The sequence below is a fragment of the Blastopirellula marina genome, assembly GCF_002967715.1.
In the GTDB taxonomy this organism is placed as follows: domain Bacteria; phylum Planctomycetota; class Planctomycetia; order Pirellulales; family Pirellulaceae; genus Bremerella; species Bremerella marina_B.
The window spans coordinates 135,560-154,845 of sequence record NZ_PUIA01000035.1; the positions used below are offsets into that span (position 1 = coordinate 135,560).

A 19,286-nucleotide genomic window follows, 5' to 3' on the forward strand; every position below is an offset into this window, starting at 1 on the left:
ATCGAAGATGAAACGAAGCTTCACACGACGTACGCTCCTCCGCGGTCTAGGCGTGAGCATGGCTTTGCCGTGGATGGAATCGATTCCGGTCTGGGCCGACGAAGCGCATGCCAGCACCGGCGAAGCGCCGCTGCGGTTCGGCGTGATGTTCTCTGGCAATGGGTTCCACAAAGATCACTTCTGGGCCAAAGGAAGTGGCGCGGAGATGGAGACCGGCCAGGTACTCGCTCCGCTGGCCGACCTGCGCGAGAAGATGATCTTCATTCGCGGACTCTACAACGCCGAGGCCTTGAAAGGAAACATCCACAGCTCGCAAACAGGTAACCTCCTTTCCGGCGCGGCGCTTTCTTCCGGCGGCGAAATCCGCTCGGGCACGAGCATCGACCAGATCATCGCTCAGCATAACAGTAACCAGACTAAGGTCCCGAGCCTGGTGCTGGGGTGCGAGAAGTCGAATCCTTCGGTCCACAAAAACTATTCGATGCTGTATAGCTCGCACATTTCGTGGAGCTCGCCCACGACACCAACCCCGCTGGAACTTTACCCGGCGTTGGCGTTTGATCGGCTGTTTCAGGAAGGTGCCCGGCGAGAAGACAAGAGCGTGCTCGACGCCATTCTGGCCGACGCGAAAGACCTGCGTGCCAACATCAGCGAGTCCGATCGCCGCAAGCTCGACGAGTATTTGGAATCGGTTCGCGACGTCGAACAGCGGATCGAGCGGGCCGGCAAACGAGGCGAGATGCAAGGATGGAAGCCGCCGTTGGCGGGCCCCAATATGGCTCGCCCGGCCGATGGCATCCCGCAAGATATCGCCGAACACATGCGGCTGATGTGCGACATCATGGTGCTCGGTTTTCAGACCGACGCAACGCGTGTGTGTACGCTGAAGCTGAACAACGATCATTCGTCGCTGCGGTTCTCGAACCTGGGGATCGACTACATGATTCATCACCTGCTGTCGCACCAGGAATCGGACGACTGGCTGAAGGTGAACCAGTTCTTCCTGGAACAGGTCGCCTACGTGGCCAGGAAGCTCGACGCCAGCCAGGAAGGAGAACGCACCACGCTCGACAACTCGCTGATCATGTTCTGCTCGAGCATGCTCACCGGCAGCCACGACGCCACCAAGCTGCCGGTCATCCTACTGGGCAAAGCAGGCGGCAAGCTCGAAACGGGGCGCACACTCGATTACCTCGACCAGCCGAACCGCAAGATGTGCAGCTTGTACCTGTCGCTGCTGGATAAGTTTGATGTGAAGCTCGACGCGTTTGGAGATTCGGCCGAGCGCCTGGCGGAGGTTTAGAGGACACACCTTCAGGGTGCCATGCCTGCGTTCTCGTGGGCCTATGGATCAGGTAAAGAGCATGCCCACGCAGACGTGAGCATGGTACCCGGCCTGCCTCCTTAGTCCCACCAGAGCATTAAATACTTCTGGCCACGATCGCTCGTTCCGCCAACGCCAGTCCACTGCGCCAGTTGGCTTTCGTATTGCAGAAGGTCTGCTCGTTGGGTCGGGTTTTCCGGCAAGGTCACGATCAAGATGTCGGTCGTTTCGCCGAAGTCGGGATCGACATCGATGTCGACCGCGGTCACCTTTGCCGCTCCGAGCTTGTAGATCTCTTCGATGATCTCTAAGGTGCGGTCGTTATCGTATTCATAGATCGTCCGCAGATCGTCATCGGTGGCTTCGCGCGACCAGGCGAGTGCTTCCGCCGACTTCCCCTCTTCCATGAGCTGCTGGCAGTGGGCATCGAGTTCTTCGGGACTGAAGCCCCCGCGCTGAGACCGAAGCACCAGCAGTGCCACGACGACAACAATCCAGAGTCCGTGTTTGCGTAGAAATGCCATGACAGGGTAACTCGATTTTAATGTTCTTCTGCCTCAAACTGGCCGAGGTCCGCGTCGCGGTTGACGACCAGGATGGTGAACTTGGTCCACACGTTGTCTTCGTCGCCGTTGACAATTCGCTTGTGGCACCAGGCGACCGGGAAGCTTTCGCTTTCGTCTTCGTACACGATCGGCAGACTACCTTCGCCGTTGATCTGGGAATTGAGTTTCCACTCGGCCGTTTGTACCTGTTTGATCACCTCGCCCAGGTAGCCACCCCATTTGAGTGCGTGCCGAGTCAGCTCGGTTTCGGAAATGGAGTTGGCCGCGTGCGACTGGTGTACCTGTTCGAGAATCGATTCAAGCGACTGGATCGAATCAGGCGAGAAGTCCAGATCGACGCCATATTCCGACTTGGCATCCGCCACCGCGCGCTGGGCGCGCGACTGCATTTCGGCTATGGCGTCCTGGTCGGTCAGCGGCCGATCGGCATTCTGTTGACGGCGTAGAAACCAATAGCCGATGACCAGCGCAACGGCGATCGTAACAAACATCCACAAATTAGTGCTTTGTTGTTTCATGGGTCACTTTTATTGATCGCGATTAGTGCCTGGTCAATATAGCCGAGTATCTCGGCAGCGCAACGCTCAGGCGGTTCGTACCAGTGCCAGTTGCGATTCCGCGCTTGCATCAGCGCACCTGATACGGGACTTGCGATTGAACCCAACCGAGCTATCGCCGCACAGTAACCCTGTATTCGATCCCCCACATCATCTGCGTCGATAGCTGAACTTAGCAGCGGAACAATGAACTCGGCGTTTCCGCCGAAGCCGAACTGGGCGACGTATTCGCAGTAGGCGTGAATGGCCTCGTGTGGTTTTATGCCAGCGAGAAGGTCGAGCAGCATATCTTCGAGGATGCGAACCCAAAGGCGGAGCTTCAGGCGATCGTCTGGCGTGATCAGCCCATTGCGGACCAACATCCCGTCCTCTTCCACGCCCCAGCGCCGGGTAGTCGTCGTGATACGCTGTATCGGTTCGACGATCCTGCGATCGATCGTAGGGGAAGACGCGATGTGTACACCGACGGTAAGCAGCGATTCAACCACCGCGTGAAAGTTCTCTTCCCTGATTCCAGAATAGGGGCGGAGGCACCCGAGGAAGCCGTTCTCGTAGTAGTCATCGGCCATGCCAGCGTGCCGAGCAAGTTCGATCTTTGCGTCATGGTCTTGCATGAATGCGTACACATTTTCCTACTGGCGAGTTGGATGCGGTGCCCACGTCTTCGCAGGCATGCTCTTATCCTGATTCACATGCTCACGCAGACGTGAGCATGGCACCCGTCGATTCTGCTTCCGTTGATCTTTACGCAATCAGCTCCGGAATTACCTTCCCTCCGAACTGGCTGAGCTGCTTGAAACGGCCGGCGTGGTAGTAGGTGAGCTTGTTGTCGTCTAAGCCGAGCAAACGCAAGAGGGTCACGTGGAAGTCGCGGATGTGGGCGACGTTTTCGACCGCTTCCATCCCGGTTTCGTCGGTCGCGCCGATGGTGTGGCCGGCGTTCACACCGCCGCCGGCCAGCCAGTAGGTCATCGCGTGCGGGTTATGATCGCGGCCATAAGCGGTGCCCCCGCGGACACCATTATCTGGCGTGCGGCCGAATTCGCCGCACCAGACGATGAGCGTTTCATCCAAGAGGCCTGTTCGTTTCAGGTCGGCGATCAGCGCGGCGATTGGCTGGTCGACGGCTGCCACCAGGTTGCCGTGGGCCCGCTCGATGTAGTCGTGGCTGTCCCACGAACCGTGATAGAGCTGCACGAAACGCACCCCTTGCTGGACGAGCTTTCGCGCGAGCAGGCACTTACGCGCGAACGAATCGGTGGGCTCTTGGCCGACGCCGTACAGATCGAGCGTTTCCTGCGGTTCCTGCTGCAGGTCTAACACGCCGGGTACCTGCATTTGCATGCGGAAGGCCAACTCGTAGCTTTCCATCCGGGCACCCAGTTCGTCGTGATACGCATGCCGCTTTTGATGCTGCTGGTTGAGCTGCGCGATCAGGTCGAGGTTCTTCCGCTGATGCTCGGCGGTGACGCCACTCGGCGGGAAGAGATCGAGGATGGGGGAACCCTTCGGGCGAAGCGGAGTCCCTTGGAACTGAGCGGGCAGGTAGCCGTTGCTCCAGTTCGCGGCACCACCTTGCGGATAGCTGACCTCCGGCAAGACGATGAAGCCAGGCAGGTTCTGGTTTTCCGATCCGAGGCCATACGTCACCCACGAGCCGATACCAGGGTCGCCGCCGAAGCGGTTGCCGCAGTTGAGCTGATACATGGCGGTGGGATGGTTGACGCTATCGACCTGGCAGCCGCGAAAAAAGCAGATGTCGTCCGCCACACCGGCCAGGTGCTGCCAGTTCTCGGCCATGTCGGCACCTGACTGGCCCACCTTGTTAAACTTGAAGGGGCTTTGCACGTAGTAGCGTTTGCCACTTTCCATGGCCGACTTCTGCTCACCGCTGCGGGTGAATTCCTTCAAATGCAACTGAGCAAGCTTCGGCTTAGGATCGAACGTGTCGATATGCGATGGGCCCCCTTCCATGGTCAGGAAGATGCAGTTCTTGGCCTTCGCTGGCAAGTGCCCTTTACGCGGGCTGAGCCCCACGGCGGCCTGGTCTTCTTCCGCCGCGAGAAGCGAACTGAAGGCCACGCTACCCAGGGTGGCACCCAGGCCGTACAGGAATTCGCGCCGCCGGGGGCGAGGGTTAGTAGACATAGACAAACTCGTTGGAATTCAAGATCGCCAGACAAACGTCGGCCAGGGCTCGGGTGTTCGCGTCGACATCTTGCGGCTGAAGGTCAGGCACGAAGTCGGCGTAGGCGTGTAGAGTTTCGTCGAACGAGAACTTCTCGCCGGTGTTCTCTTCGACCGCATCACGACGAACGACCAGCGGGGCTTTGGTCGCGACCAGTTCGCGTTCGCTTTGAATGGTTTCCATCGCCTGCCAGTGCTTTAGACACGCAGCGCGTTCGCTTTCGCTGGGCATGCGGCCATAGGCTATTTGAAAGACGCGGTCGATCGCTTTCGCGCCGGTGAGACCTTCCTGCGTTACGCGATTGGCCAAAGCGAGGGCGCGATCGTAGGTTGCCTGACCGTTGAACAGGGCGAAGACTTGCGGCGTGACGGTCGACGCGCTGCGCATCTCGCACGAGAAGTCAGGGCCGGGGGCGTTAAAGACTTCGCGGAAAGGATCGGGCAGGCCGCGAATTTTCAAGCTGTACAGCGAACGCCGATGGCGCTGTTGCGGCAAGGGATTGGGGGTCCAGGCAGACGCAAACGTTCCCATCACTTGCCGCGGCTGCATGGCCGCTTCCATGTTGATCTCGGGGCGATTGGGGATGCCGCCCAGTTGTGGGTTGAGTTCGCCGGTGGCAAAGAGCATCGCATCGCGAATTTCGGCCGCGGTGAGCCTGCGCGGGGTGAATACTGCGTAGGACGTGCCGAGGGGGTCTTTTTCATCAAGCGAGTCGAAGCTGGGGTGCTCGCACGAACGGCGGTAGGCCTCGCTGAGCATGATCTGACGATGTAGCGACTTGAACGACCAGCCTGATTCCACGAACGTGGCGGCCAGCCAGTCGAGCAGTTGCGGATGGGTCGGGCGTTTGCCGGTCGAGCCAAAGTTGTTCGGATTGCCGGCGATCGGCTGCCCCATGTGCCACAGCCAGATACGGTTGACGATGGTACGCGTGGTGAGGGGGTTGTCGGCACTGGCCACCCACTGCGTGAACGCGGCCCGGCGTCCGGCGATATCGGTAGGAATGTCCGGATGCTCGACCTGGCTGAGCACGCTCAAGATGCCAGGCTTCACAGGCGTGGCGGGGCTGAAGGGATCGCCGCCGGTGAGAATGCTGGTCTGTTCGAGCTCGCCGGTTTCCAGCGGCTTGGCCGGCATTCGCAGCGGAGTGTATACCGATTTGAGCGTCGGCGTTTTGCCGCTGTAGACGGCCAGCGCGTAGGGTTGGTAGCGGTCGTCTTCCCAATCGATCCGCTGCAAGCCCTTGCGGGCAACGCGTTCGTTGCCGTAGTCTTCCGGCGAGAAGCCCACATGCTTCGGCGGAATCTCACTCTCAGGCAGCTTCTGCCGCATCAGGGCCTGGCGAGCATTTCCAAAGTCCTTCGCCCCTTTTTGCTTGTCGAGGGCTTCGTTCCACCTGGCCGGGTCGATCTTGTTGTCGGCATACCACTGGGTTGCAGCTTCCAACTGCATTTCATTGAGCTGCTTGAGCGTCTGAGAGTATTCGGCCCGCCGCGACTTCAGGTACTTCGCTTCCTCGAAACCAGCGGTGTTCTCGATCTTCAGGAAAGGGGCTTTGCGTTCGGCCAGTTGCGTGGTGGCAAAGACCGCTTGAATGGCGTAGTAGTCGTGCGTGGGCACGGGATCGAACTTGTGATCGTGGCAGCGGGCACACTGCAGCGAGTGAGCCAGGAACGTTTCGCCGACGCTGTTGGTTACATCATCCAGGAACCGCTGCCGCGCGACTTTTTCGACTTCCATGCCGGTCAGTTCCCACGGTCCCATGCGCAGGAAACCAGTCGCGACGATCGCTTCGGGATTGTCGGGGTCGAGTTCGTCGCCGGCGATTTGCTCGCGGATGAATGCGTCGTACGGCTTGTCCTGGTTGAAGCTACGCACAACATAATCGCGATAACGCCAGGCGTTGCCACGTTCGTAGTCGTTGGCAAAGCCGGAACTGTCGGCGTAGCGGGCCACGTCCAGCCAGTGCTGGGCCATCCGTTCGCCGTAGTGGGGTGAAGCCAGCAGGCGGTCGATCACCTTGGCGAACGCGATGTCGTCGGACGAAGGATCGCTGGTGAATGCTTCGATTTCGGCGGGGCTGGGGGGAAGCCCTGTCAGGTCGAATGTCGCACGGCGGATGAGGGTCACGCGATCGACAGGGGGCGCGACGACAAGACCTTCCGGCATTCTGGCGAGCAGGAAGGCATCGATCGGATTGGCAGTACCGACATCAGGAACGGCTGGCCTGGTGACTTTTTCGTAAGCCCACAGCGACTCCGGTTTGTATTTGCGGTTGGCCCATTCCGGCGAGAGAGCACCGACCGTTTCGACGATAATCCCATCTTCGGCCGACCACTTATCGGCGTACTGGGCATTGATCTCGGCCGCGCGGGCTTCGTCGGGCCAGGGAGCGCCGAGGGCGATCCACTGCCGGAACCAGCCGATCTGCTCGTCGGTCAGTTTTTCGGCTTCCTTCGGGGGCATGGCCGACCAACTGACGTCATCGCGGCCGATGGCCAGCATCAGGGGGCTTTCGTCTGGCTTGCCGACGACGAGAGTCGCTTCGCCACTATCGCCGCCTGCGTGCAGAGCAGACAGCGAACGCATATCGAGCCCCCCTTCGATCTCGTCTTCGTTCTGGCCGTGACAGGCAAGGCATTTTTCAGCGAGCAAAGGGGCAATACGGCGCACGAACAGAGCCTCACCTTCCTGATTGGCAGCCGCCAGGGGCGAGACCAGCAGAAGGAAGAGGCACAACGAACCCACGTATTGGGCCAGGCCGGGGTAGGGGACCACGCGCATGAGACCAGCCAAGGGGAAGGGGAGAAGGAGTACGGCAGTCCTTAGTATAGAAAACGTCTAGGAAAAAGTCACCAGAAGGCTGGGAAAGCACCGTCTCCCCCGGGGTGGTTACCCACCATTCTCTTTTTTCTTCTCCTGGTGATACAGCCGGCGGATCGCGTCCAGGTCGACGGTGGTTTCGGGCATACTGATATGGAACGACTCGAAGGCGGCTATCAAGATTTTGAGGACCACGTAGTTGCGGAACCACTTGCGATTCGAGGGAATCGTGAACCAAGGGGCGTAGTCGGTGCTGCACTTGGTGAGGGCGTCTTCGTACGCTTTGGTGTAGTCGTCCCAGTAGGGGCGTTCCGAGTAGTCGGCGTCGCTGATCTTCCAGTACTTGTGGGGCGACTCCAGTCGCTTCTTGAAACGCTCGAGCTGTTCTTCCGGGTCGATGTGCAGATAGAACTTCAGGATGTGGGTACTGTTGTTGGCCAGCATCTGTTCGAAGTTATTGATTTCGTCGTAGCGCTTCTTCCAGACCTCTTTGGGGACCATGTTGTGCACGCGTTGGACGAGGACTTCTTCGTAGTGCGATCGATTGAAGACGGCGATATGCCCGAGGCCTGGCGTCACTCTATGATGCCGCCACAGGAAATCGTGTTCGGCTTCTTCTTTGCTGGGCACTTTGAAGCTGAACACGCGGCACCCTTGCGGATTCATCGCGCGAAACACATGCCGAATGGTCCCGTCTTTGCCGGCGGCGTCACGCCCTTGCAGGACAATCAGGACCGATCGTTTGCGTTCGGCATACATCGAATATTGCAGCTCGCGCAGTCGGTCGCGCAGACGCTGCATTTCCGCTTCCGCCAGATCGCTATCGTCGTGAAGATCTTTACAGACGGGATCAAACTTATTGAGATCGAGTTTGCTGCCGGGCTTCACCCGGAAGTAGTCGTAGTAGTCCATAGCGCACCTGGGCAGAGTTCAGAAAAGCATCTGTCGCCCTTAGTCTAGCCACTTGCGAGCGAATTCCCTACTACGTTTTTTCGACGCGGTTTCATACTGCCTGAATGGCATTTAAAGACACGCGTCGCAGTGCCCTTTGATCAGCACTTCTTCCAGCTTGCCGGGGGGCTTCTGCTTGGGATTGTCGGGGACCAGTTCGATGTGAAACCCCGACAGGCACATCACCTTGCCGCAGTCGATGCACATGAAGTGGGGATGCTCGGAACGCCCTTCCGACCCGGACGGCAGCAGTTCGAAGCGTCGGACCGCGTCTCCCAGGTCGAGCCGGGCCACGATGCCTGATTCATCCAGTTCGGTCAACGACCGGTAGATGGTCGATTTGTCGAACCCGAACTCTGAGAGTTCGTCGGCGACTTCATTGGGGCTTAGCGGCGTTTGATGATCGGCCAGCGTCTGAACGACCGCAATTCGAGCCGCCGTACAGCGGAGATTGGCACCCCGAAGAAGGGTCTTCGCGGCTTCCATCGAGAATCCAGATTTTCGCTTGCGTGCCATGAGTACTTACGGCCAGAGTGGGGTTGATTACCGGTATCTATCTTATCGTACTTGCAATGCATTTGCAAACAGGGAAAAGCCTGGCAGCGGCAACGATGCCGGGGAAAGTTTCTGCCGGTTTCTCGGCCGAGTGCGTTAATTGAGACATCCTACCTCTTGAGCAAGCCTGGCAGGTCCGCCAGATTGAAGGTTTGCGCCGGAAAGAAAGGAGCACCCATGAAGGTTTCGATTGTTGGTGTCGGCAAGGTTGGTGTCACGCTGGGGTACTCGATCGTCCTCAAAGGGCTGGCGACCGAGCTGGTTCTGGTGAGCCGCAGTGCCGAGCGGATTCGGGGGGAAGCCCTCGATCTGCAGCATGCCGCGGCGCTGGGTCCCAGTCGCGTGCGCGTGCAGGCCGGAGATATCGAAGCCACGCGGGGCTCGCAGGTCGTCGTTCTGGCACTGGCACAGTCGGCAGAGCAGGGGGGAAGTGCCATCGACCGTATCGCTACGGCACGGCCCAACGCCCAGCTCTTTCAGCAGGTGGTACCGAAGATCGCCGAACTGAGCCCCGATGCGATCTTGCTGGTGGTTACCAATCCGGTCGATGTGCTGACGTACGCGACGCTCAAGCTGTCGGGCTTCGACCGACATCGCGTGCTGGGAACAGGCACCCTGATCGATAGTGCCCGGTTCCGTTCGCTCCTTTCGGCCCACTACGAAATTCACTCGGACGACATACGTGCTTACGTGCTGGGTGAACATGGCGAATCGCAGTTCCCGGTCCTTAGCGCGGTGTATGCCGGCGGCTGGTACATGGGAAAAGATCCGGAAGTGAAGCGGGCATTCGAGAAGACGCTAAGCGTCGCCCCCGAGGTCTTTCTGGCCAAGGGTTACACCAACTTCGCGGTGGCTAGTGCGGCGGCGATGATCTTGCAGGCAATCAAAGACAATTCGCACCACACGATGCCGGTCTCGACGCTGGTCGATGGGTATTACGGCATCGAGGATGTCTGTCTGTCGCTACCGGCGGTGATTGGCCAAGAGGGGATCGCCCAGGTGCTGAGCATCGCGTTGAGTGAAGAAGAACAGGCACAGCTGCGTTATTCAGCCCAGCGTCTGAGCACGGTGAACGAGAGCCTGGCCCCGTTCTTTCAGCCGGCGGCATCGTAAATCGGCACGATCGAGCGTATCGTCATAACCGGAACGCACGGCACGATCACCGCGTACCGATCGTGTGAAGCCGAGGGCATTTCGTGCGCACCAATCCGATTTTCGACATACGTTTGAGTTGAATCGAAGTCGCAGGCTTTTATGCGGCTTCTGGCCTGCCAGGCGGTAAATCAACCAGGCACTCGTCTCGACGGAGGAACTCATCGTGTTCAAGAGCAATGAAGAAGCGTTTCGTTATCTGTACGATCGCCAGGGACTATTATGCGTGCAGGTAATGCTCAGCGCGGTACGTGCTTACGGAGCGGATACCGGCAGCGTACAGGTTTTAACGCTACTCAACGGTGTCGATAATTCGTTCGACAAGAAGGACGAGAAAGCCCTGGTTAGGGCGATGCGTTACGTCGAAGAGCATCTGCCGCAGTGGCAAGAAGACCGCGTTGTGAACCTGCCAGATGGCCAACAACTGACGATCGACCCGGCTTTGGTTCCTGACGAATACTAATCGACTCGACGATTTACCCCGTTGTGCCCGCCATTGCCTGAGTGCCGATGATGTCGCGACACATCATCCCATGCCGCTAGAGGCGTTTTTTCTTTCTGAAAAAGATTGACGCGGCCTCGCTGATTCGTAAGACTTGGTGCTCCCTCCCACCATTTCCTACCTACCAGCGCTTTGTGAGGCTTTCCATGTCTGGGCATATTAGTCGTCGTCAAGTTATCAAGTCTCTTGCTGTCGCCGGTGCCGCGGTTGCCTTACCGGCGGTCAGCTATTCGCGTGTGCTCGGTGCGAACGAGCGTCTTCGCGTGGGCAGTGTCGGGACCGGTGGCAAGGGCTGGAGCGACCTGGTCGGTGTCGCCGCGAGTCCTGCCGTTGAAGTCACCGCACTGTGCAATATTGACAGTTCCGCCCAACACCTGGGCCGCGCCGCCGAAAAATACCCCGCCGCCAAAACCTACGCCGACTGGCGCAAGCTGTTGGATAACGCTGGCAGTGTCGACGGCGTGATTGTCTCGACGCCTGACTTCATGCATGCCCCGGTCTCGCTGGCGGCCATGCAGCTGGGCAAGCATGTCTTCTGCCAGAAGCCGCTGACGCATACCGTGTTTGAAGCACGGCAAATGAAAGAGGCCGCCCAGCGGAACAAAGTTGTCACGCAGATGGGCAATCAAATCCAGTCGCACGCGGCGTATCGTACCGCGGTCGCGCTAGTGCATTCCGGCAAGATCGGTAAAGTGAAAGAAGTTCACTCGTGGCAATCGGGTCAGCCTAGCTGGCCCCGCAACATCGATCGCCCTGCTGGTGAAGATGCGGTACCGGAAACGGTGGCCTGGGACTTGTGGCAAGGGGTCGCGCCGCGTCGCCCTTACAAGGCCGGCATTTACCATCCGTTCAACTGGCGCGGCTGGCAAGACTACGGCACCGGGCAGCTAGGTGACTTCGGTTGCCATATCCTCGACCCGGTCTTCAAATCCCTCTTGCTGACGTCGCCGTTGGAGTTAACCGCCGAGGCACCACCGCTGAAGCCTGAAACATGGACCGAAAGCGCTACCGTGCGCTATGTCTTCCCAGGCACCAAGTACACCGCTGGGGATACGTTGAACGTGACCTGGTACGATGCCGCTGGCGTACGTCCGCCCGCCGAGGTGACGGCTCATCTGCCGAAGTCGTACTCGCTTCCTGGTGCCGGTTCGGTACTGATTGGGGAAAAGGGAACGCTGGTCATTCCCCACGTGGCGATGCCGAAGCTCTTCATGAATGGTGCCGAAACCGAAACGGCGATCGAAGAATTTCCCGGCGTTGATCATTACGTGCAGTGGGCAGATGCTGCCCGCGGCGAAGGGGAAACGACCTCGACCTTCGACTACTCTGGCCCGCTGACCGAAACTGTCCTTCTGGGCACCGTCGGAATTCGCTTTCCAGGCCAAGCTTTGAAGTGGGATGCCCAGGAAATGAAGATCCCCAATTTCACCGCAGCCGAGCCATGGTTGACCAAGTCGTACGCCAAGGGCTGGGAGCCGGCTTGGGTCTAAAACGCCCATGGCGGTCACACGCCGAGGCGCGATCGCGGTACAATGAAAGGATCAGCAAGGCACAAGCGGTCGGCTGATCCAACAACCACATAAGTCGCGCCTCTGGGAGAAGACCATGTCGAGAGAGAAGTCGATCGAAAACCTGCAAAAGGCCCTGTCGATGGAGCTGACAGCCAGCCATCAATATCAGCTGCATGCCGCCGTGCTGGATGATTGGGGCCTGGACCTGTTGGCCAAAAAGATGCGGGAAGAAATGCAGGAAGAGCTAGGACACTCGGACTTGTACCTTAATCGTATTCTGTTCCTCAAAGGGGAACCGCGACTGACGTTCGACAAAACGCCGGTCCGTGCGGAATCGCTTCAGTCGATGTTCAAAACCGACATGGAAGACGAGAAGGAAGCTATCGAGTTCTACACGAAGGCCTCGCAACAAGCTTCCGCCGATTCCGATATCGGTTCGCGGCAGTTGTTCGAGCAGATTGTCCTTGACGAAGAAGGGCACATGGCCTGGCTGGAACTGCAACTCGATCTGATCGAACGCATGGGAGAAGCAGCCTACATCGCGAAGCATATGTCTTCGCCGTAAGGGGTCAGCGACTCTCAAACCATCTTCGAACAAAAAAAGGGATGCCAACCCATGTCGGCATCCCTTTTTCTTTTCGTGTGCTTTTCAGCACTAATTGGAAGTTGCTTCGCTTGCCGGGGCTGGCTTCTGCCTGGCGAATTTCCTCAGCACCACGTAGAAGACCGGCGTGAGGAACAACCCGAAGATGGTCACCCCCAGCATTCCGGCAAACACGGCCGTTCCGAGCACGCGTCGCATCTCGAAACCGGCCCCCGTGGCGATCAGCAGCGGAATCACCCCGAGGATAAACGAGAACGCGGTCATCAAGATCGGGCGAAGTCGCAGACGGCAGGCTTCGACAGCGGCTTCAAAGCGGTTCTTGCCGGCGTCTTCTTCCGCTTTGGCGAACTCGACAATCAAAATCGCATTCTTACACGCCAGGCCCACCAGCACGATGAAACCGATCTGCGTGAGGATGTTGTTGTCCATCCCGCGGTACCAGATACCCATGATGGCAAACAGCAAGCACAGCGGCACAATCAAAATGATCGCCAGCGGCAGTAGCCAGCTTTCGTACTGGGCGGCCAGCGTCAGGAACACGAACAGCACCGCCAGCGGGAACAGGAAGACAATCGTATTGCCTGCCGAACGTTCCTGAAATGCGATGTCGGTCCATGCATAGCCGAAGCCAGGCGGAAGGTTCTCGTTGGCCAGCCGCTCCATCGTATCGAGCGACTGCCCCGAGCTAAAACCGGGAACGGTGTCGCCGTTGAGATCGGCCGCCGGGTACAAGTTAAACCGCACCAGGCGATCAGGGCCAACCACCCGCTCGACATCGACAATCGAAGCCAACGGCACGCTGGCACCGCGTGTACTTCGGGTGCGCAGCTGCAAGATGTCGCTCGGCTCGTCGCGGAACTCTGGTTCGGCCTGGGCCGTGACACGATAGGTACGACCCAACATATTGAAGTCGTTCACGTATACCGAACCAAGGTAAACCTGCAGGGCCGTGAAGACATCGTTCACCGGAATGTCGAGCATCTCGGCCTTGGTACGGTCGACGTTGGCTTTGATCTGCGGAACGCTCAACCGGTAGTTCGAGTAAACCTGAACCAGTCCTGGCTGCTTGTTGGCCTCGGCGGCAATCTGATTGGTGACCTGGGCCAGGGCATCCAGGCCGGCACCCCCTTGGTCTTGAACGTACATCTTATAACCGCCGCCACGACCAATACCACGGACCGGCGGCGGGGGAATCACGAAGATCTGAGCTTCGTTAATCCCGGCCAGTTTCTGCCGCATCTCCGCCACGATCACATCGACACCGCGGCCGCGAGCACTCCGCTCTTTGGCGTCTTCCAAGGGAAAGAACGTCACAGCGGCGCTGGGGCTGATCGAGAAGGTCGAGCCAGACAGACCGGCAATACCAACCGAGTGGGCCACGCCGTCGATCGTGCCGCCAATTTTGGTAACTTCCTTCGTCACCAGGTCGGTTCGCGAAAGAGCCGCCCCGTCTGGCAGTTGGATCGCCACGATCAGATATCCTTGATCCTGCTGTGGAATGAAGCCGTTAGGAACCATGCCAAAGCTGTAGTAAGTGGCAACCAACAGCCCCGCGTAAAACAGCAGCACCAAGGCCGACACGCGCACGATGCGCGAAATGATGCCAGCATAAATGTTGCTCGTGATGTCGAACGTTTTGTTGAACAGCTTGAAGAACCAACCGAACAGCACATCGACCACTCTCCCCATCCAGTTCCGCTGGGCATTCTTGGGCCGCAGCAGTAATGCACACATGGCCGGGCTGAGGGTCAGCGAAACGAACGTCGAGAACGCTGTCGAAATGGCAATCGTGATGGCAAACTGCTGATAGAACCGCCCGCTGATGCTGGGGATGAAAATGGTCGGCACGAACACGGCGATCAGCACCAGCGTGGTGGCGATCAGGGCCGAGCCCACCTCGTCCATCGCTTTATGGGTCGCTTCACGCGGTGACATCCCCTCGGCAATCAGGCGTTCGACGTTTTCGACCACCACGATCGCGTCGTCCACCACGATACCAATGGCCAGCACCAGGCCAAACAGCGACAGCGTGTTGAGCGTCACCCCCATCGTCTGCATGACGGCGAACGTGCCGATAAGCGAAATGGGAATCGCGATCACGGGAATGATCGTTGGCCGCCAGCCATGCAGAAAGATAAACACGGTGAACACCACCAGCAACGTGGTGATCAGCAGCGTATCAAACACTTCGGCAATCGACTCTTCCACAAAGTCGGTCGGGTTGTAGGCGATCTGGTAACCGATCCCCTGGGGGAAGTCGGCCGCCAGCTTGGCCATCGTATCTTTGACTTCCTTAGCCGTATCAACCGCGTTGGTACCAGGCCGCTGATAAATCAGCACCGCCACTGCCGGATTGCCATCGAGGTAGCTCAAGCGTGAATAATCCTGAGCACCCAGTTCCAGGCGGGCCACGTCACTCAGCCGCGTTACGCGGCCATCTTCGCCTCGCTTGATAATGATATTGCCGAACTCTTCGGTATCTTTCAGTCGCCCCTCGGTCGTGACGTTCAATTGAAACGCGCCGGTTCCATCGTTCGGCGGTTGACCGATCACGCCAGCCGCGACCTGGGCGTTCTGCCCACGAATCGCACCGATCACGTCCCCTGGTGTCAAATCGAGGTGGGTCATGCGCTCGATATCGAGCCACACCCGCATCGCGTATTCGTTACCACCGGCGATACGAATATCGCCCACCCCATCCAGCCGCATCAGGGCGTCGCGAATGCGGAGGAATGCGAAGTTACTGATATAGAGCTGATCGCGGCTACCGTCCGGCGATTCCAAATGCACAACCATCAGCATGTCGGGAATCTGCTTGCTGGTGGTCACACCAATCTGGCGAACGGCCTCTGGCAGGCGCGGTTCGGCAATGGCCACCCGGTTTTGTACCAACACCTGGGCGTCGTCCAGGTCGGTGCCCAGCTTGAAAGTCACCGTCAGCTGCATGGTACCGTCGGCACTCGACGACGACTCCATGTACAGCATGTCGTCCACGCCGTTCATTTCCTGTTCGATCGGCGTGGCCACCGTGTCGGCGATCACCTGCGGCGTGGCACCTGGGTAACTGGCCCGCACCACGATCGTCGGTGGAGCGACGTCCGGGTACTGTGAAACCGGCAAGGTGAAGTAAGTAATGCCGCCCACCAGCACAATGAGGAACGACAGCACCGACGCGAAGATCGGGCGTTCGATAAAGAAGTGAGGAAACTTCATCGGATCGCCTCCTCGGTCGCACCGACCGCCGTTTGCGTGCTGTTCTTAAGAATGGAAATCGAGCTGAGCCCTGGAGAAATCCATTGATCCTTCGGCAGCGGCGTGTAGTCATCCGGCAGTCCGTCTTCGCGCATCTCGATCGCGCCGGTCTCGACATTCACCGCCATTTCAGGACGCACCAGAAGAATCCCTTTGATCACCAGCGACTCGCTGCCATCGAGCCCGCTACGAATGACACGCAAGCCATCGACCAGGGGGCCCACCTCGACGCTACGGCGTTCGATCTTTCCATCGACCACGATGTAGACGTACTGCGAAGATTGGTCGGTACCAATCGCCGAATCAGGTATCAGCACGGCCTGGTAGGCAGCACTGCCTGGCAGGCGAACGCGGCCGAACATGCCTGGGACGAGGACTTCGTTATCGTTGCGGAAGATGCAACGCACACGAATGCTGGCCGTGCTGGAATCGAAACGGTTATCGACGAATTCCATGTGCCCCATGTGCGGAAAGCCTTTTTCGTCGGCCAAGCCCAGGAAAACCGGGTTCTTGGCTGAACGCGAGCTTTCGCGTTTCCCTTCCAGGGCCAGGCGAATGTATTTCAGGGCCTGCTGTTCGTTGACGTCGAACATGCAGTAGATCGGATTCACCGAGGTGATGGTCGTCAGCAAAGTCGAAGTCGCCGCACCACCACTGACCAGGTTCCCTTCGGTGACGTATTCGCTACTGATACGTCCCGTAACCGGAGCGTAAATCTTGGTGTAGTTGAGTTCGAGTTCGGCAGTCTCAACGGCCGCTTCGGCCGAGTGAATGGCCGACTGGGCCGTTGCCACGCCTGCTTCGGCAAGGCCAATGCCGGCATCAGAAGCGGTGATGTCCGCTTCGGCCTGGGTGAACTCCGCTTCGCGCTGATCGAGTTCATCCTGGGCGACCGCGTTCGACATGCGAAGAGTTCGCGTGCGCTTGACGCGGGCATCGGCCAGGTTCAACTCGGCTTCGGCTTGCTTCTTCTGGGCACGTGCTTCGTCGAGCTGGGCTCGGGCCTGGGCCATCTGAGCCTGGGCTTGCCCCAGCGAAGCTTTCGCCCCGTTGAGCGCCGCAATGAACGGACGCTGATCGATCACGAACAGCAGATCCCCTTGCTTGACGATCTGCCCTTCGTCGAAGTGGATCGACTCTAGGTAACCACTCACGCGTGCCCGGATCTCGACGAACTCGATTGGCTCGAGACGCCCGGTGTAGGCGTCCCATTCGACGATCTTCTTAGTGATCGGCTGCGAAACGGTCACCGTCGGGGGAGGTCGCTCGCCAGGGGTTTGGGTTGCTCGGGAACAGCCTGCGAAAGCAATCGCGGCCATACCACACACAAGGGTGGCCAACGCCAGTGAATGGTTACGTCGAAGAATTTCCATAAAGCCAGTCGAATGTTTGGTGTCGTTGGTAGCATTGTCCTCTTGGATGGATTGCCAATTCTAGGCAACCAGAGGATGGGGTCGAGAGAACGATCCTCCAAGATCCTTGGCAGATTCTTTCATCACGTCAGAGCGGTCGTCGCTGGCGTATCGTGGCAATCCTTACCAAGCCTCCCCAGGGAAGAACTCCACGGGCTGGGCTAGGTGAGTCGGGGGGCCAATAAAGCCCGTATTATGGAAACGATACCGTTTCCTAGATGCCGCTTCGCGACAGGCTTCCGCCCATATGAGGGGACCGACGACGAGACAAGATGATCCCCCCAGAAGAGCGTATCAACTTGATGGAGATCAAGGAAAAACTCGACAAGAAAGTCGGTAAAATACTTCACGTAAACCTTTAGCTGCCTAAGTGTCCACCTGAAATGGAAGTGGTAAGATCACTTCCCCCTTTGGAAAAGAGCCGACGCGGGATCGCTGGAAAACTATGCTCGAATGTGATCGACCGACTTCGTATCGCGCTTCTCAGGCCCCAGAGTTCGCTGCACGCCCATGCCGCGGAGTAGCTCGTTGTAGGCATCGAGCCCCTCGGCTTTGACGTCGATCATTTCGCCGGTCTTGAAGCGTCCGTTGGCCCCGGTCACGGCATGGAAGACACCCGATAGTTCTCGCTGCACATCGTTATGACGGCCATCGCCTGACTCGGTGCTGATCGTGAACAGGGAGTTCTCTAGAATGGTCTTGCCGTTGGCCTCCATGGCGTCCTGCTCGTCGAGCCGCTGGAGGAAGTAGGCGACCTCGCGCATCTTCATGTGGGCGTGGGCCCGAAGCTGCTCGTTCGACTTCTTCTCGTTGAACTGATGCCACCATTCGTGGCTGCACCCTTTGTCGCCACTGGCCTTGAGCTGCTTGGCATCGTTGAAGACGAACCGCTTCTCGCCGTTGTACTCGTAATCGCCGGTCAGGCGAATGCGTTCGCCGGCGGCCAGGAAGGTAATCGAACCGAAGCGGCAACGATCCATCGCAATCGCCAGCGCGTACAGATCGGCCATCAGTCGCCATTCAGTCGTCAGCTCTTCCAGCGTGATATCGATCCCTTGCCCGCTGGGGTCGGCCTCGTTGCCGTGCAACAGTTTCGATTTCGGCGGCACTGGCAGTTCCTGTTGCTGCTGCTGTGCTTTCTTCTCGAACTCGATGGTGCGTTGTTCATACTCGCGCACACGGTCGAGATGGTCTTGCAGACGCGAGCGCGAGACCTTCCCCAGTGGCGAGTTTTGCCCCGTGTAGTATTGAGCCTGCTGCACGACGCTATCGAGGACGCTGCGCGACAATCGCTGACGACGCGGATCGAGCGAGTCGCTGGGGACTTCGCCGAAGATGCGGCTGAACAGGTCGCTTGGTTTCTCTTGCATGGCAGCCGCCGGCGTGCCGTCGTCTTTGAAGCTATGCGTGTATCGTACGACGCGGCTGCGGCGAAAGAACGTGCCGGCGATCAGGGTCGATATCATCCCCGGGGGCAGACCTTCAGGATGATAATGCTGGCGAACCAGCTGATCGATCGAAGGCCCGCCTGCTTTGGCCGTTCCTTCCGCTGGCATCGCAGTGAACGCCGCCGAGGCACCATCGTAATGCGCGTTGATGCCAGGCATATCGCAGCGAACATGATCGACGTTCTTCATAATCAGCAGCTTGTCGCGCAGGGGCTTGAGCGGCTCGAGCACGCCGTCGAAACCTTCGTTCTGCAGTGGTGCCGGTATCCCTAATCCAAAGAAGACGTTGAATGCCCGCACCGGTACTTCGGCCTTGGCCCCCCCTAGCACCGGCGTGACGGTCATCTCTTCCAAGAGCGGCAACCCGATGGCCACCGTCCCCAGTCCTTGCAGCAGTGTTCGACGATTCAGGCGAGTTCGTTTCATCGGAAATACCTAAAA

General features: G+C 58.7%; 15 protein-coding genes. 5 read left to right on the plus strand and 10 right to left on the minus strand.

The window, feature by feature from the left end; all coding sequences use genetic code 11:
• The first annotated feature begins 7 nt into the window (after positions 1-7).
• On the plus strand, positions 8-1,303 hold the full coding sequence (locus tag C5Y96_RS10405) for a DUF1552 domain-containing protein (RefSeq protein ID WP_105352845.1): 1,296 nt from the start codon (positions 8-10) through the stop codon (positions 1,301-1,303).
• Between the two features lie 101 nt (positions 1,304-1,404).
• Here C5Y96_RS10405 and C5Y96_RS10410 read toward each other — a convergent pair whose 3' ends face one another.
• From C5Y96_RS10410 to C5Y96_RS10440, 7 genes are all read right to left on the minus strand, one after another.
• Entirely contained in the window at positions 1,405-1,848 is a 444-nt protein-coding gene (locus C5Y96_RS10410; RefSeq protein WP_105352847.1) for a hypothetical protein, read from the minus strand.
• 17 nt (positions 1,849-1,865) lie between these two features.
• Positions 1,866-2,408, minus strand: coding sequence for a hypothetical protein (locus tag C5Y96_RS10415; RefSeq protein WP_146115604.1), 543 nt, complete (start codon positions 2,406-2,408; stop codon positions 1,866-1,868).
• Positions 2,405-3,061: a hypothetical protein gene (locus C5Y96_RS10420; protein WP_105352851.1), complete on the minus strand. Its 657-nt coding sequence runs from the start codon at positions 3,059-3,061 to the stop codon at positions 2,405-2,407. Before C5Y96_RS10420 ends, C5Y96_RS10415 begins: the two co-directional genes overlap by 4 nt.
• A gap of 130 nt (positions 3,062-3,191) precedes the next feature.
• Entirely contained in the window at positions 3,192-4,595 is a 1,404-nt protein-coding gene (locus C5Y96_RS10425; RefSeq protein ID WP_105352853.1) for a DUF1501 domain-containing protein, read from the minus strand.
• The gene (locus tag C5Y96_RS10430) at positions 4,585-7,419 is read right to left on the minus strand and encodes a PSD1 and planctomycete cytochrome C domain-containing protein (RefSeq protein WP_105353348.1); all 2,835 of its coding nucleotides are present in this window, start codon (positions 7,417-7,419) and stop codon (positions 4,585-4,587) included. Before C5Y96_RS10430 ends, C5Y96_RS10425 begins: the two co-directional genes overlap by 11 nt.
• 108 nt (positions 7,420-7,527) lie before the next feature.
• Positions 7,528-8,370: a polyphosphate kinase 2 family protein gene (locus C5Y96_RS10435; RefSeq protein ID WP_105352855.1), complete on the minus strand. Its 843-nt coding sequence runs from the start codon at positions 8,368-8,370 to the stop codon at positions 7,528-7,530.
• Positions 8,371-8,481: 111 nt separating this feature from the next.
• A complete protein-coding gene (locus C5Y96_RS10440) occupies positions 8,482-8,925 on the minus strand; it encodes a Fur family transcriptional regulator (RefSeq protein ID WP_105352864.1) in 444 nt (147 codons plus the stop codon).
• Between the two features lie 216 nt (positions 8,926-9,141).
• On the opposite strand from C5Y96_RS10440, the gene C5Y96_RS10445 reads away from it, so the two are divergent.
• From C5Y96_RS10445 to C5Y96_RS10460, 4 genes are all read left to right on the plus strand, one after another.
• Positions 9,142-10,077: a malate dehydrogenase gene (locus C5Y96_RS10445; protein WP_105352866.1), complete on the plus strand. Its 936-nt coding sequence runs from the start codon at positions 9,142-9,144 to the stop codon at positions 10,075-10,077.
• A 205-nt stretch (positions 10,078-10,282) separates the two neighbouring features.
• A complete protein-coding gene (locus tag C5Y96_RS10450) occupies positions 10,283-10,579 on the plus strand; it encodes a hypothetical protein (protein ID WP_105352868.1) in 297 nt (98 codons plus the stop codon).
• A gap of 185 nt (positions 10,580-10,764) precedes the next feature.
• On the plus strand, positions 10,765-12,108 hold the full coding sequence (locus tag C5Y96_RS10455; RefSeq protein WP_105352870.1) for a Gfo/Idh/MocA family protein: 1,344 nt from the start codon (positions 10,765-10,767) through the stop codon (positions 12,106-12,108).
• Between the two features lie 115 nt (positions 12,109-12,223).
• Positions 12,224-12,694: a bacterioferritin gene (locus C5Y96_RS10460; RefSeq protein WP_105352872.1), complete on the plus strand. Its 471-nt coding sequence runs from the start codon at positions 12,224-12,226 to the stop codon at positions 12,692-12,694.
• Positions 12,695-12,784: 90 nt separating this feature from the next.
• Here C5Y96_RS10460 and C5Y96_RS10465 read toward each other — a convergent pair whose 3' ends face one another.
• The 3 genes from C5Y96_RS10465 to C5Y96_RS10475 all read right to left on the minus strand — a co-directional run bounded on the left by C5Y96_RS10465 (position 12,785) and on the right by C5Y96_RS10475 (position 19,271).
• On the minus strand, positions 12,785-15,946 hold the full coding sequence (locus C5Y96_RS10465) for an efflux RND transporter permease subunit (RefSeq protein WP_105352874.1): 3,162 nt from the start codon (positions 15,944-15,946) through the stop codon (positions 12,785-12,787).
• Positions 15,943-17,358, minus strand: coding sequence for an efflux RND transporter periplasmic adaptor subunit (locus C5Y96_RS10470; RefSeq protein ID WP_105352876.1), 1,416 nt, complete (start codon positions 17,356-17,358; stop codon positions 15,943-15,945). The genes C5Y96_RS10465 and C5Y96_RS10470 overlap by 4 nt, the downstream gene beginning before the upstream one ends.
• A gap of 482 nt (positions 17,359-17,840) precedes the next feature.
• The gene (locus C5Y96_RS10475) at positions 17,841-19,271 is read right to left on the minus strand and encodes a DUF1552 domain-containing protein (RefSeq protein ID WP_105352879.1); all 1,431 of its coding nucleotides are present in this window, start codon (positions 19,269-19,271) and stop codon (positions 17,841-17,843) included.
• Positions 19,272-19,286: the final 15 nt, after the last annotated feature.